This window comes from Microbulbifer mixtoriginis (SeqCode) (assembly GCF_052466695.1).
The window spans coordinates 4828467-4842787 of the sequence record NZ_CP174285.1; the positions used below are offsets into that span (position 1 = coordinate 4828467).

Genomic DNA, 14321 nt, shown 5'->3' on the forward strand with positions numbered 1-14321 from the left:
GGTGACTTAAAAAAGGGAGTCAGCATCTCCCTTTTTTACTTTTTATTTTCTTCTCTAAACGTACCCTCTAAATTTCTAGCTCTTTAGGCTTAAGCGCAAAATTTACTAAAAGATAAATTGCATTTTCTATCTGTGCCGCTGAAGTATTCGGTACTGCTAGGTGCTATACAAACCGTATTTGTGACCGTGTGTGCGACTGCGTTGGTAAAGAATAAAAGCCGTCAGGCTAAGTAGTAATAACTCAGCAATGGGCCCTGCATACCAGATTCCAACTTCACCAACGGCCAGAGGTAGTAGCACTATCAAAGGCAGTAAAAATATATAAGTTTTTGCCAGTCCGAGAATGGCTGCTCGTTTGGCGTCACCAATCGCCTGGAAGAAGGTATTAACCATCATGAGGGGGCCAGCCAAGAAATAAACCAGAGTCATCATTGGCAGGATACGCGCTACTTCTTCAATGATCAGAGGATCGTTAACAAATAGCCCACCTAAAGTGTCTTTAAAAATAATGACAGCTAGTTGAAGCAGCAGGCAGTAGCCGAATGCCGCAGTCAGGGCGATATTGATACTACTATCCATTCGCGACCAGATCTTTGCGCCAGCATTATTTCCAGCCACCGTTTGAAAAGCCTGGCTTAAGCCGAGTAGGGGTAGAAAAATAAAAGTCATAATCCGAGTGGTAATACCGTAGGCGCTAACGGTAGCGTCATAGTTTTCCGCTCCCCATGCCTGTAGGCTGAATATAACTGCCATAGAGGTGAGGGAAACGCCGATATAGCTCAAACTAGCCGGTAAGCCCAAGGACAGAAACTCTCTCCAATATTGTTTCTCATAGGAGAGGCGGATGACCTGTGTATCAATGACTGTTTTTCCGTAATGACGATAGCCGGCCACTATCATCAGGGCGATTGATTGAGCCAATGCTGTTCCATAAGCGGAGCCCGCTACTCCCATTTGAAAATGGGCAATAAAAATATAGTTAAAAACGATATTAAGAAGTATGGAGCTTAAAGAAACTATCGCCATCAACGATAGTTTCCCCTCACAGCGTAATGTGTCGGAGTTTACGGAACCAATAAATAGGGCGGGAGATAGGAAAACAAGAATTGTTAAATAGGTGTAGCCCATATCCGCCAACGGCTGGGAGCCATTGGCTACTAACATCGTCAATTGTTTACCCCCAAGAGTAAACAGCACCATAAGAAGGCCACAAACTAACAGTGCCAAGGTGATTGCCTGAGAGAAAGCCTGTTTTGCCTTATCTGTTTTTCCCGCGCCCAAGAGTCTGGCCTGAACGCTGGAGTAGCCAGCCGATATTAAGGAGGATAGTGCCACTAGCAACATAAACATTGGAAATGTCAGGGTGACAGCTGCCAGTGCGTCAGGGCCTACATACTCCCCGAGGAAATAAGCATCCAGCAGGGTAAAAGAGCCGTTTACCAACATTATAAAAATGATCGGTGCCGCTGTTTTGAAGAAAACCGGTAAAAGTGCACCCTTGAGGAAAATGTTGTCTTGTTGTTCGCTCATATACGATCCCTATTACTTATTTCCACTATGTATCTCTGCAATATCATTAAATTTGGCCAAAACAAAGTGTTTGATTTCTTCTGGCCAGGCTCGGATGGCTTTTTCAAAGCTTACTTTGCTATTTCGATAGAGGGATCGGCTGGCATCTTCGAAGCCTGGGGCGTCACCAACAACCTGCAGCATAAATCTATCGAGTTGATGCTGGCTTGTGGTGATACGCTCTTCGAGTGAAATATCTTTCTGGGCCTGCTCCACCAGCTTGCGCAGGGTTACGGAGGCTCCGCCTGGTTGCTGTCTCAGCCACTCCCAGTGACGGGGTAACAATGTGACTTCCTTGGAAATGACTCCCAACTTTGGGCGCCCTCGCTTTGCACTGGTAGGTGTTGTGCTGGGCTTCAATTTGGTTAGTACCGTCTCAATATCGCCTTGCCAATCGATCTCGATTCTTTGGCAGTTATCGGTTGAAAAAACCATGGGTTCAAGTGGTGTTTCACGGGATTTTACCTGGCGAACGATCGACTCCAGTGTGCCCCGTGCAATCAGTTGTTGTCGCTCAATGGCTATGTACTCTGGCACAACAAAAGTCTCCTATTAATTTATCCGGGCAAAATAATATTACCCGGGTAAATATAGGCGATCAATTTGTCTATGTACAGCAAAGGTCTCTCGCAAAATCTACTGGTATGTGCTGAAGGACTACTATCGGTGGGATTACCGTGAGTATTTCTGGCTCTAGGTGCGTTCTTAGGGAGTATTTTGCACCCTATCTGCCGATATACAGGGTCATTGCTCAATTCTATACTGCGGAAAAACTAACTACTTAGGAGTGAACATGGCTAGAGCACTGGTTGGTGTGATTGGGGGGAGTGGTCTCTATGAAATGCCGGGGCTGACAGATGTGCAAGAGGTTCAAGTGGAGACCCCATTTGGCCCGACATCGGATCCCATTCTTTGTGGCAAGCTGCAGGGTATCCCGGTTGCTTTTCTCTCCCGCCATGGACGTGGTCACAGGCTGATTCCCTCTGAGGTGCCCTACAGGGCAAATATCCATGGGTTGCGCCAGTTGGGTGTGCGCTATCTGCTCTCTCTCTCGGCGGTTGGCTCTCTGCAGGAGAAGGTCAGGCCACTGGATATGTTGATTCCCGATCAGTTTATCGACATGACGCGCAAGCGTGAGAGCACTTTTTTTGGTGGCGGCGCTGTAGCCCATGTCTCTATGGCAGACCCCGTATGTTCCGCAGTGGCAGATTGTCTGGCGCGGGCCTTTTCTTCCACCCAGGCCGAGCAGCCGGTGCAGTTACATCGGGGTGGTAGTTACTTGTGCATTGAGGGGCCACAGTTCTCAACGCGAGCGGAATCCCACTGGTATCGCAGCATGGGGGCGTCGGTCATTGGTATGACCAATATGCCAGAGGCGAAATTGGCGCGAGAGGCGCAGATTGCCTACGCCACACTCGCAATGGCCACCGATTACGACTGTTGGCACCCTCGCGAGCAAGCGGTTACCGCAGAAGTGGCAATCGCCAATCTGCAGCAAAATGCTACGCGTGCCCAGTTGATAGCAGCAGAGGCCATTCGATTATTGGGTATAGAGAAACCTGACTCCATTGCCCATACGGCATTGACCAGTGGATTGGTCACACCTGTGGAAACAATGTCGCAGGGCCAGCTTGCTGTAATAAAACCACTGCTTGAACCGACACAATCAGTGTTGGAAGAAGTGGAGCACTGAGACATATGTATGAAACACTGCCATTACTTGAAATATCCGATTTCCCGGCAATACGCCGCAGTACTATCGAAACCCTGCAGCTCAACATTGGTTATCGCTGTAATCAGTCTTGTGTGCACTGCCATGTAAACGCAGGTCCCAATCGCACGGAAATGATGTCGGATGCAAACCTGGCACTGCTGTTGGAGGTCATTGAGAAGCGCCGTATTCGGAGACTGGATATCACTGGTGGCGCACCGGAATTACATTGGGGGTTTCGCGGTTTGGTCAGTGCTGCACGGGCATTGGGAGTGCAGGTTATTGATCGGTGTAATCTCACAGTTTTGTTCGAGCCAGGCCAGGAAGATACTGCGGAGTTTCTCGCCCGAAATCATGTGGAAGTGGTCGCTTCTCTTCCTTGTTATTCCATGGATAACGTCGATAAACAGCGCGGCAAAGGGGTCTTTGACAAGAGTATTGCCGGTCTGCAAAAGCTCAATGAACTGGGTTATGGCAAGCCAGAAAGTGGTTTGCAGTTAAATTTGGTATACAACCCTCAAGGCCCCTTCTTACCCCCAGAGCAGAGTGTCCTGGAGGCAGACTATCGCAGAGAATTGAGAAGGCAATTTAATATTGAGTTCAATCAATTGTTTGCACTCGCCAATATGCCCATCAAGCGCTTTGGTTCCATGTTGATTTCCAAGGGGCAGTTTAAAGATTATATGACTTTATTACGTGACAGCTATAGCGCTGAAAATCTCGATGGCGTTATGTGTCGCAGCCTGGTGAGTGTTGACTGGCAGGGGAATCTATTCGATTGCGATTTTAATCAGCAGCTAGATATTCCTGTGCCAGGCAGGCCGCACCTGCATGATTTACTCAATGAGGATCTGCAGGGGAGCGCGATTGCAGTGGCAGACCACTGCTATGGCTGTACTGCGGGGCAGGGGAGTAGCTGTGGTGGAGCACTGTAAGAGGAAAGGGTTTTATAGCCATAGGGCAGGAATATTATGAGTAAAAAAATACTGCTGTTGGTGGTTATCGCGGTATTGGTGATTGCTTTTTATGCACTTGATTTACATCACTGGTTGAGTCTAGACAAGTTGCAGGAAGGCGGGGAGCAGTTCCAGCAATGGAAAGCTGCCTCACCATTTTTAGTGAGTTTCCTGTTTTTAGTTTTTTATATTTTGGTGACCGGCTTGTCCTTGCCTGGCGCGGCTATTCTCACCCTAGCCGCTGGTGCGATTTTTGGTTTGTTGTGGGGCACTATTATTGTGTCTTTTGCTTCCAGTATCGGTGCCACTCAGGCTTTTCTTATGGCCCGCTACTTATTTCGCGATTATATTCAGGAAAGGTTTGCGGTACGCCTCCAAGTTGTGAATAAAGGTATTGAGCGGGAAGGCGCATTTTATCTTTTTGCCCTGCGCCTTGTACCTATTTTCCCGTTTTTTCTGATTAATATCTTGATGGGGTTAACCCACCTGCGAGTCTGGACATTTTATTGGGTGAGCCAGTTAGGCATGCTTGCGGCCACAATTGTCTACGTGAATGCGGGAACGCAACTCGCCCGAATAGAAAGCCTTAAAGATATCGCTTCCCCTCAATTGCTTTTGTCCTTTGTGCTGCTGGGTATTTTCCCTCTGTTGGCAAAATACTTCCTCAACTGGCTTAAACGTCGCCGCGAGGCCAAGTGAGACTCCAATGAAAAAACCTAAAAAATTTGACCGCAATATTATTGTTATCGGAGCAGGTGCTGCGGGGTTGGTCAGTGCTTATATTTCTGCGGCAGTAAAAGCTAAGGTGACATTAATTGAGTCTGGGGACATGGGGGGGGATTGCCTGAATACCGGCTGTGTGCCCAGTAAGGCATTGATCAAGTGTGCTCGTGTAGCGCACTCCGCACGTACTGCGGGTAATTTCGGTGTGCGCCTGCCGGAACCGGAGATTAATTTTCCTGGGGTGATGCGGCATGTGCGTGAATCTATCCAGCAGATAGAGCCTCATGACAGCGTGGAGCGTTATTCAGAACTCGGTGTGGAAGTGATAAAAGGCTATGCACGATTGGTTGATCCCTGGACAGTTGATATCACTTTGAAAAGTGGCGGTGAAAGATCTTTGCGTGGGCGTGCCATTATCCTGGCTACTGGCGCCGAGCCTATAGTGCCGCCATTCCCCGGCCTCGATACGGTTAATTATCTGACGAGTGAAACACTCTGGGATAGGTTTGCTGAACTGGATAAGGTTCCGCATAGATTGGTATTACTGGGTGGCGGTGCCATTGGTTGTGAGCTGGCCCAGGCATTTACCCGTTTGGGGTCTCGGGTGACCTTGATTGAGCGGGATGAACGTCTACTCCCCCAGGAAGACCACGAAGTATCGGAGGCTGTTGCCAAGGCATTGAAATCTGAAGGGGTATGTCTTCTCACTGGGCATGAGGCAGTTTCTTTTAGTGGCAATAAAGATCGCCAGGAGAGCACATTACATTTACGTAATGCCGAGGGTGAAACACAGGTGACATTTGATGAGGTTATCCTGGCACTTGGCAGGCGCGCTCGCACCAAGGGTTTCGGGCTGGAAAAATTGGATTTATTGCAGGATGGTAAACTATCAACCGATACTTTCCTGCGCACTCGCCACCCCCATATTCTCGCGGCTGGGGATCTTGCCGGTCCCTATCAGTTTACCCATATGGCTTCGCACCAAGCCTGGTATGCTGCAGTAAATGGCCTTTTTGGTGATATCAAGAAATTTGCCGTAGATTACTCGCTGGTACCTCGGGCAGTTTTTATCGATCCTGAGGTGGCCAGTGTTGGGTTCAGTGAGCTCGAGGCCAAGCGAAATGATATTGCTTATGAGGTAACTCGTTATAATCTTGATGATCTGGATCGGGCTATTGTAGATGGGGCGGCACAGGGTTTTATTAAAGTAATAACAGTACCAGGTAAAGATAAAATATTAGGCGTTTCAATTGTTGGTGAAAATGCGGCAGAGCTTATCGCCGAGTTTGTGTTTGCTATGAAGCAGGGGCTGGGGCTGAATAAAATCCTATCCACCATTCATATCTATCCGACAATGACCGAAGGCAATAAATTTGTTGCAGGAAACTGGAAGCGGGCCAATGCACCCAAACGCTTGCTGCGCTGGTTGGAAAAATTTCACCAGTGGAGACTGGGGTAAGGCCTAAAAAAAGGGATGAGGCGGAGTTGAGGCAAGATAGTGCAATACAGTGTTATTGTGCCCCTGTTAAATGAGCGGGAGCAGTTACCCAAGCTGGTAGCGCAATTGAGGGAGCTGGTCGCATACAGCAGTTGTGAAATAATCCTGGTTGATGGTGGCAGTAGTGATGGTAGTGCAGAGATAGCCGCTGCAGCCGGGTTGCGGGTAATTCAATCCCAACGTGGACGCGCGCTTCAAATGAATGCGGGTGCTTCGGTTGCCTGTGGCAGTTGGTTGTTATTCCTACATGCGGATACTCGCCTACCGCAAGGTGCTCTGAGTGCCATTGCCTCTGCCTCGGTTAGGGGGGCACAATGGGGACGTTTTAATATTCGTATCAGTGGAGACAGCCTGTGGTTTCCCCTGATTTCTACCATGATTAATTGGCGCTCTCGTTTGAGTGGGATCGCCACAGGTGATCAGGCGATTTTTGTTCGTCGCTCTCTCTTCAATGAGGTGGGAGGTTATGCCCGGCAACCACTGATGGAAGATATTGAGTTGAGCCGCCAACTGTTAAAAATAGCGCGGCCCCATTGTCTGCGTCAGAGAGTCACTACCTCTGGGCGCCGCTGGCAAAAGTTCGGAATTTGGCGCACAGTCTTGTTAATGTGGCGTTTGCGTTTCGATTACTGGCGTGGCGTTCCGGCGGAGTGTCTGGCAAAACGCTATGAGTAAATCTTCTCTGCCCTCTCTGCGTTTGGTGGTAATGGCTAAGGCGCCCCTTCCCGGTTATGCAAAAACCCGTTTGATTCCAGCTCTTGGGGAGCAGGGTGCCGCCTCTTTGGCTGAGCGTTTGTTGCAGCAGACATTAATGGAAGCAGTAAAAGCCGACCTCGGCCCAGTAGAGTTGCATGTTGCGCCGGACTCACTGCATCCCTTCTGGCAAACACTAGCCCTACCCAGGGGGGTAACTCTGCATAATCAGACGCAAGGCGACCTAGGTCAGCGTTTGTGGCATGCGGCCAATACTTGTCAGGTGGCGGGCCAGGGACTTTTATTACTGGGCACAGATTGCCCTGCATTAACGGCCGCGCGTCTGCGAAAGGCGGCCGTTGCGCTAAAGAATGCCGATGCAGTTATGTGCCCGGCAAAAGATGGTGGATACACCCTGTTGGGGCTCAAGCGGGTGCACTGGAGATTGTTTGAGGACATTTCCTGGAGCACGGAGGTGGTTGCCCAGCAAACCCTGGAGCGCCTACAGGAATGTGCAATGCTCTGCCGGTGTTTGGAAGTGCTACCAGATATTGATGAGCCAGAGGACTTGCAGTTTTTGCCTTGTGCCTGGGGAGTGTCTCAAGCGGAAAGCTAGCTGGTTTCTACTAGCCAGGTGGGGATTCAACAAATTATCTGTTGTACAGTGGGCCTTTTATAGGGGGCGGCCAGTGTAACTGCTACGAAGGAGTTAGCTAGGGTAGGGGGGCTCCAGAAAGATGATTTCCCGAATGACTTGCCAGCGCCAATCCTCATAAACCAGGTTGATGCCCAGCCTTAATTTTCTTTCCTGGCCAGCTAAGTTATTTTTTCGGGAAAATATTACCAGCGCAGAGTTGTTGTTCGCTGCCACATGGTGAATTTTTTCCAGCTGTTCAGTGGCAATTCACCGGTATCGTGCTTGTGTTTGAATAAATCGATAAATGCGCTCTAATCGGCCAGGGTCAATTGGTCGGATTCATCGAGCATGTAGACCTGCATATTCCTGTAGTAGACGCTCTCCAGCTCATCCACTCGGCAGTGGACTCCTGCCTGTACAAGATAATCGATAAACTCCTCGATCTCTTTAACAGTGTCTTCCATCTCTCTGGCGCCTGTAATTTATAGCGCGGGTGCGGCACTGCCTTCCGCTTCCACTGCGCTGTTCTCTGCAAGAATCCCACCGTTTTCATCATTGGCCGCCAGGCGTTGTTCTTCGATACGGCTGGTCCAGCTCAGCAGAGCCTGGTAGTGGCGGATATTTTGCACATAGGTGACTGGCTCCCAGCCGCGTGCGTAGCCGTGCTTGGTAGATTTGTAATACTGGCGCTTGGCCAGTAGTGGCAGATGGTCGCGTACATCCGGCCACAGATCCGGGTTTCCGCCCATACGCTGGGTGAGTACGCGGGCGTCTTCCAGATGACCGTAGCCCACGTTGTAGGCGGCCAGAGCCATCCAGGTTCTGTCGGGCTCGCGGATGCGTTCCGGTAGCTTGTTGCGGATATGCACGATATAGCGAGCGCCGCCCTCAATACTCTCTTCCGGGTTGAGGCGGTTGACCCCCAGCTCTTTGGCGGTATTCAAAGTAAGCATCATCAGGCCGCGAACCCCAGTGCGTGAGCGAGCGCGGGGATTCCAGTGGGATTCCTGGTAGCTGAGTGCAGCCAACAGATGCCAATCCAGCTCGTATTGATCGGCCACTTTTTGCATAACTCCGCGCCACTTGGGCAGTCGCTCGCGGCTACGCCTGGCGAATGCCTGGGCACCACCGGGATTCAGTTCGCTGACGTGACCAAAAAATTCCTCGCGCAGCTGTGCAATCATGCCATTGGTATTGGCACGCAACATAAACAGTCGTGCTCGCTGATAGAGGCTGTCGTCGTCACTTTTGGGAAAAGCCCAGGAAACCGGTTGGAATTGGCTGAGATTAAAAGCCACTCCAGTTTTGGGGTAGAGCCCACGGTGCACAGCGTAGGCGTTGGAATCCACCACCGCATAGCTGTATTGGCCCTGGTGTACCATCTCTACCAGCTCCATAGCGTCGACATCAGAAACTTCTTCCCAGCGCAAATTGGGGTAACGCTGTGAGAGTTTTTTTAATTCTTCGGCATGGGCGCTGCCGGCGATAACCGCAATGGTCTTACCTTCAAGGTCACTGGTTCTGCGAGGACGTTTTTCTCCGAGGCGGTAGATAATCTGTTGGCGAACTTCAAAATAAGAAGGGGAGAAACGCACTTGTTCACGGCGCTCCGGGGTCACTGTCAGCCCGGCAGCGGCAAAATGAGCACCCTCTTCGGGATCGCGCAGGCGAGCGAACATATCATCCAGGCTGTGCACATCGCGAATCACCAGCTTGACTCCCAGCTCTTCGGCAAAAGCGTGCAGCATGCCGTACTCAAAACCGGTGGGATTGCCAGAGGCGTCTTCGTAATAGGTGGTGGGGCCGTTTTGCGAGAGGACAACAAGTTCACCGGAAGCTTTAATTCGCTCCAGGGTATTCGGTGCTTTACTGGCAACTAATAGGGAGGCACAGCAGGATAGCGCGATGCCTTTGCACACGCGGCGGACATAGCGCAGCGCTCGGCTTCTCATCATCATAGGCTGTCCCCTCTAGCTCGTCCGTTGGTTTTATCGCTGTTATGCCTAAGGCCTGCTGCGGGTATTTCCGCCAGGGCTTTCCTCGCCAATGCTGGCACAGTCTGCCAATTTTACATTATTTGACGACAATCTGCCCAATTTGGCTTTAGGACACTGTGACATGGGCGCTTGAAATGCCATTAAGACTTTTGTAGGGAGTTTTAACCCCCTAATAAAATCGGTGAATTTACGATTGGTTTTGTTCGCCTTTTGATCACATTGATTGCTATTTAGTTCATGTGTACTCAAGTGACGGGCGGGTGTGTTGGAGTTGCGGCGCTTCGGGTACAATTGCGCCTCTCAAATTTCCGGGGCCTTGTGCGATTCTTCTTTCGCGCAATCTTTCTCATTTAGACAAGAGGCTATCTCCCGCAATGTTAGTTCTGCGTGGTGCTCCCGCACTGTCGAAATTCCGCCATAAAAAACTACTCAACCAACTGCGCGCGCTGCTACCGACCATCGACGATCTTTACGCCGAGTTCGTACACTTCGCCGATAGCGACGCACTGGATAACAAGGAGATGGCGCTGCTTGAGCGGCTACTCCAGTACGGCCCCAGCGAAGAGAAGCACCAGCCGAAAGGCGAGCTGATCCTGGTGGTGCCGCGCCCGGGCACTATTTCTCCCTGGTCTTCCAAGGCCACCGATATTGCCCACAATGCTGGTCTCACCCAAATTCATCGGCTTGAGCGTGGTGTTGCCTACTATCTGAGTGGGGTTGAGCTTAGCGAGGCCGAGCGCCAGGCGCTGGCCTCACAACTACACGATCGTATGGTCGAGGTGGTCTTTACCGAGCTCGAACAGGCTGAGCAGCTGTTTGTAGAAGAAGAGCCCCGCCCGCTGCGTGGTGTGGATATTCTCGAAGGTGGCCGCGAGGCATTGGAAGTTGCCAATGTGACACTGGGCCTGGCCCTGGCCGAAGACGAAATTGATTACCTGCTCACCAGCTTCCAGGAATTGGATCGCAACCCCACCGATGTGGAGCTGATGATGTTCGCCCAGGCGAACTCCGAGCACTGCCGCCATAAAATCTTTAATGCTTCTTGGACAATCGACGGCGAAGAAATGCCGCATTCTCTATTTGGCATGATTAAAAATACCTACCAAAAAGGCGGCGACAACGTGTTGTCTGCCTATGCGGATAATGCCGCAGTTGTGGTGGGCAACGTGGCTGGACGTTTTTACCCAGACCCGGAAAGCAAGGAATACGGTTTCAGTAGTGAAGCCATTCATCTGCTGATGAAGGTGGAGACGCACAACCACCCCACTGCAATTGCTCCTTTCCCCGGCGCTGGTACCGGTGCCGGTGGTGAAATTCGCGATGAGGGCGCGGTGGGCCGCGGCTCCAAGCCGAAAGTGGGCCTGACCGGCTTTACCGTTTCCAACTTGCAGATCCCCGGTTGGGAACAGCCCTGGGAGTCCAATTACGGCAAGCCCGAGCGTATCGTTACCGCTCTGGATATTATGATCGAAGGCCCCATCGGTGGTGCAGCATTTAACAATGAGTTTGGCCGCCCGAATATCTGCGGTTACTTCCGTACCTTTGAAGAGAATTTCGATGGCGAGCGTCGCGGCTATCACAAGCCGATCATGTTGGCTGGTGGTTACGGCAATATCCGCGAAGAGCATGTAGAAAAGCCCGAGTTTTCCCCCGGCGCCAAGCTGGTAGTGCTGGGTGGTCCGGCCATGTTGATTGGCCTCGGTGGTGGTGCAGCCTCCAGTATGGCCAGCGGCTCCAGCTCTGAAGACCTGGATTTTGCTTCAGTACAGCGCCAAAACCCGGAAATCGAGCGTCGCTGCCAGGAGGTGATCGACCAGTGCTGGCAGCTGGGTGAGAGCAACCCGATTGCCTTTATCCACGATGTGGGTGCGGGCGGTTTGTCCAATGCTTTCCCCGAGTTGGTGAAAGATGGCGGTACCGGCGGTAATTTCGAACTGCGCAATGTGCCCTGTGATGAACCGGGTATGAGCCCGCTGGAAATCTGGTGTAACGAATCCCAGGAACGCTATGTACTGGCGGTTATGCCGGAAGACCTGGAGCGCTTCGAGCAAATCTGTGAGCGCGAGCGTACGCCTTACGCCGTTGTCGGTGAGGCTACCGAAGACAAGCACCTGCTGTTAAATGACAAGAAGTTCGATTCCAAGCCGGTGGATCTGCCGATGTCGGTACTGTTCGGCAAACCGCCGCGCATGCACCGCGAAGCAGAGACTCGCCAGGTTGAAGCCAAGGCTTTCTCCACCGCGGATATCGACCTGAACGAAGCGGCTGAGCGCGTGCTGCGCCTGCCCACTGTGGCCAGCAAGAGCTTCCTGATTACCATTGGTGACCGCACTGTAACCGGCCAGGTATCCCGCGATCAGATGGTCGGTCCCTGGCAGGTGCCGGTGGCCGATTGTGCGGTGACTACTGTTGCCTATGACAGCTACGCCGGTGAAGCCATGTCTATGGGTGAGCGCACTCCGGTGGCACTGTTGGATGCGCCGGCCTCAGGCCGCCTGGCTGTGGGTGAGGCAATTACCAATATCGCCTGTACTCCGGTGAAGCAGCTGTCCGACATCAAACTTTCCGCCAACTGGATGTGCGCTGCGGGCCACCCGGGTGAAGAGGAAAAACTCTATCGCACCGTAGAAGCGGTGGGTATGGAGCTGTGTCCTGAATTGGGCATTACCATCCCAGTGGGCAAGGACTCCATGTCTATGCGCACCGCTTGGGAAGAAGAAGGTGAGCAAAAGTCGGTTACCGCACCGCTGTCTCTGGTAATTTCTGCCTTTACCCCGGTTACCGATGTACGCAAAACAGTGACCCCGCAACTGCGCACCAATAAAGGTGAGAGTGAGCTGCTGTTGGTTGATCTGGGTGCTGGCAAAAATCGTTTGGGCGCTTCCTGTCTGGCACAGGTCTACAACGAGTTGGGCGACAAGCCCGCAGACCTGGATGATGCCAAGAAGCTGAGAAGTTTCTTCGAGGTGGTGCAGCAGGCTCTGAACGAAGACCTGATCATGGCCTACCACGACCGCGCCGACGGCGGTCTATTCACAACCCTGGCGGAAATGGGTTTTGCCGGCCGTGTGGGTATGGATGTGGAAATCTATGAATTGGGTGAAGACCCGATTGCCGCGCTGTTCAGTGAAGAGTTGGGTGCGGTATTGCAGGTTCCCGCTTGTGAAGCGGATATGCTGGTACAGCGCTTTGCCGCTGTGGGTGTACCTACCCACAAGATCGGTTACCTGAACAATAACGAACACCTGTGCATCACCAATAACGGTGTTGAAATCTTTAAACGCTCCCGTGCTGAATTGCAGCAGATCTGGTCGGAAACCAGCTTCCGTATCCAATCCCTGCGCGATAACGCCGAGTGTGCCGAGCAGGAATTTGCTGCAATCGCCCAGGAAGATCCGGGCCTGACAGTAAATCTTACTTTCGATATCAACGACGATATCAGCGCACCTTATATCGCTAAAGGTGTTCGCCCGAAAGTTGCGGTACTGCGAGAACAGGGTGTGAACAGTCAGGTGGAAATGGCGCACTCCTTCCACCGCGCGGGCTTTAACGCTGTCGACGTACATATGAGTGACATCCTGTCCGGCCGTGTCGCTTTGGACGAGTTCAACGGTTTGGTGGGCTGTGGCGGCTTCTCTTACGGTGACGTTCTGGGTGCCGGTGAGGGGTGGGCTAAAACCATCCTGTTTAACGATCGTGCCCGCGATCAGTTTGAGGGCTTCTTCAATCGCAACGATACCTTCGGCTTGGGGGTGTGTAACGGTTGCCAGATGTTCTCAGTGATCAAAGAGCTGATTCCAGGTGCGGATCACTGGCCGCGCTTTGTGCGCAACCTCTCTGAGCAGTATGAAGCGCGCTTCGCATTGGTAGGCATTGAAGACTCACCTTCCGTGTTGTTTAAAGGTATGGCGGGTACTTACATGCCGGTTGCCGTTGCTCACGGTGAGGGGCGCGTGGAGTTTGCCGATCAGCAGGCGCTGGAGAAGTGTGAAGCTTCTGGCACTATCGCGATGCGCTACCTGAATAACAAAGGGGAAATCAGCCAAACTTATCCGGCCAACCCCAACGGCTCGGTCAATGGTATTACCTCCCTAAGTTCTGAAGATGGTCGCGTGACTATTATGATGCCGCACCCCGAGCGTGTTGCCCGAGCTGTCAGCAATAGCTGGCATCCAGATGAGTGGAAAGAAGATTCTGGCTGGATGCGCTTGTTCCGCAATGCGCGGGTATTTGTCGACTAAGCCGATTCTCTTCTGCACCTCACAATTCTGTCGGGGTGCAAATTATTCTCTAGGCAGGTAAATGGATTTTTGTGGCATAAGGATATGCCGCCTGTATCAGCTGTAAAGTCGCCCTTCAAAATCGATAGTGATTCTTCGAATTCAGTGTCGAGTGTATTTTTACTATTAATTGATTTTTTATGGTTTTGTCAGTGTTTGCATCTGGCACGATTTACTTTTTGGGGCGCTTTGGATATTTCCTGCTACACTTAAAGGATTATTCGAAATAACTTTTCTCGCTATGGTGCAGTTATCTG

At 51.5% G+C, this 14321-nt stretch carries 11 protein-coding genes; 7 read left to right on the top strand and 4 right to left on the bottom strand.

Annotation, left to right across the window (positions count from 1 at the left end; translation table 11 throughout):
• Positions 1–156: 156 nt before the first annotated feature.
• Both ACJJI0_RS21140 and ACJJI0_RS21145 read right to left on the bottom strand, forming a co-directional pair.
• Positions 157–1530, bottom strand: coding sequence for an MATE family efflux transporter (locus tag ACJJI0_RS21140; RefSeq protein ID WP_444884078.1), 1374 nt, complete (start codon positions 1528–1530; stop codon positions 157–159).
• A gap of 12 nt (positions 1531–1542) precedes the next feature.
• Entirely contained in the window at positions 1543–2106 is a 564-nt protein-coding gene (locus ACJJI0_RS21145; RefSeq protein ID WP_444884079.1) for a DUF2239 family protein, read from the bottom strand.
• Between the two features lie 256 nt (positions 2107–2362).
• Between ACJJI0_RS21145 and mtnP the strand changes: the two genes are divergently transcribed.
• Genes mtnP through ACJJI0_RS21175 form a run of 6 tightly spaced genes read left to right on the top strand, consistent with a single transcriptional unit; the run spans position 2363 to position 7766 of the window.
• The gene (mtnP, locus tag ACJJI0_RS21150; RefSeq protein ID WP_444884080.1) at positions 2363–3262 is read left to right on the top strand and encodes an S-methyl-5'-thioadenosine phosphorylase; all 900 of its coding nucleotides are present in this window, start codon (positions 2363–2365) and stop codon (positions 3260–3262) included.
• A gap of 5 nt (positions 3263–3267) precedes the next feature.
• On the top strand, positions 3268–4215 hold the full coding sequence (gene arsS, locus ACJJI0_RS21155; RefSeq protein ID WP_444884081.1) for an arsenosugar biosynthesis radical SAM (seleno)protein ArsS: 948 nt from the start codon (positions 3268–3270) through the stop codon (positions 4213–4215).
• Between the two features lie 36 nt (positions 4216–4251).
• Entirely contained in the window at positions 4252–4935 is a 684-nt protein-coding gene (locus ACJJI0_RS21160) for a TVP38/TMEM64 family protein (protein ID WP_444884082.1), read from the top strand.
• Between the two features lie 7 nt (positions 4936–4942).
• Positions 4943–6418, top strand: a complete 1476-nt coding sequence (locus ACJJI0_RS21165; protein WP_444884083.1) for a dihydrolipoyl dehydrogenase family protein — start codon at positions 4943–4945, stop codon at positions 6416–6418.
• A 39-nt stretch (positions 6419–6457) separates the two neighbouring features.
• Positions 6458–7132: a TIGR04283 family arsenosugar biosynthesis glycosyltransferase gene (locus tag ACJJI0_RS21170; protein WP_444884084.1), complete on the top strand. Its 675-nt coding sequence runs from the start codon at positions 6458–6460 to the stop codon at positions 7130–7132.
• Positions 7125–7766, top strand: coding sequence for a TIGR04282 family arsenosugar biosynthesis glycosyltransferase (locus tag ACJJI0_RS21175; RefSeq protein ID WP_444884085.1), 642 nt, complete (start codon positions 7125–7127; stop codon positions 7764–7766). Before ACJJI0_RS21170 ends, ACJJI0_RS21175 begins: the two co-directional genes overlap by 8 nt.
• Positions 7767–8098: 332 nt before the next feature.
• Here ACJJI0_RS21175 and ACJJI0_RS21180 read toward each other — a convergent pair whose 3' ends face one another.
• Both ACJJI0_RS21180 and mltF read right to left on the bottom strand, forming a co-directional pair.
• On the bottom strand, positions 8099–8251 hold the full coding sequence (locus tag ACJJI0_RS21180) for a hypothetical protein (protein WP_444884086.1): 153 nt from the start codon (positions 8249–8251) through the stop codon (positions 8099–8101).
• Positions 8252–8269: 18 nt separating this feature from the next.
• Entirely contained in the window at positions 8270–9745 is a 1476-nt protein-coding gene (mltF, locus tag ACJJI0_RS21185; RefSeq protein ID WP_444884087.1) for a membrane-bound lytic murein transglycosylase MltF, read from the bottom strand.
• Between the two features lie 413 nt (positions 9746–10158).
• Between mltF and purL the strand changes: the two genes are divergently transcribed.
• Positions 10159–14025, top strand: coding sequence for a phosphoribosylformylglycinamidine synthase (gene purL / locus ACJJI0_RS21190; RefSeq protein ID WP_444884088.1), 3867 nt, complete (start codon positions 10159–10161; stop codon positions 14023–14025).
• The last annotated feature ends 296 nt before the right edge of the window (positions 14026–14321 follow it).

Coding starts and splice junctions, on each gene's coding strand:
- purL (WP_444884088.1), top strand. CDS start 10,159: ATGTTAGTTCTGCGTGGTGCTCCCGCACTGTCGAAATTCCGCCATAAA.
- mtnP (WP_444884080.1), top strand. CDS start 2,363: ATGGCTAGAGCACTGGTTGGTGTGATTGGGGGGAGTGGTCTCTATGAA.
- ACJJI0_RS21160 (WP_444884082.1), top strand. CDS start 4,252: ATGAGTAAAAAAATACTGCTGTTGGTGGTTATCGCGGTATTGGTGATT.
- arsS (WP_444884081.1), top strand. CDS start 3,268: ATGTATGAAACACTGCCATTACTTGAAATATCCGATTTCCCGGCAATA.
- ACJJI0_RS21140 (WP_444884078.1), bottom strand. CDS start 1,530: ATGAGCGAACAACAAGACAACATTTTCCTCAAGGGTGCACTTTTACCG.
- ACJJI0_RS21165 (WP_444884083.1), top strand. CDS start 4,943: ATGAAAAAACCTAAAAAATTTGACCGCAATATTATTGTTATCGGAGCA.
- mltF (WP_444884087.1), bottom strand. CDS start 9,745: ATGATGATGAGAAGCCGAGCGCTGCGCTATGTCCGCCGCGTGTGCAAA.
- ACJJI0_RS21180 (WP_444884086.1), bottom strand. CDS start 8,251: ATGGAAGACACTGTTAAAGAGATCGAGGAGTTTATCGATTATCTTGTA.
- ACJJI0_RS21175 (WP_444884085.1), top strand. CDS start 7,125: ATGAGTAAATCTTCTCTGCCCTCTCTGCGTTTGGTGGTAATGGCTAAG.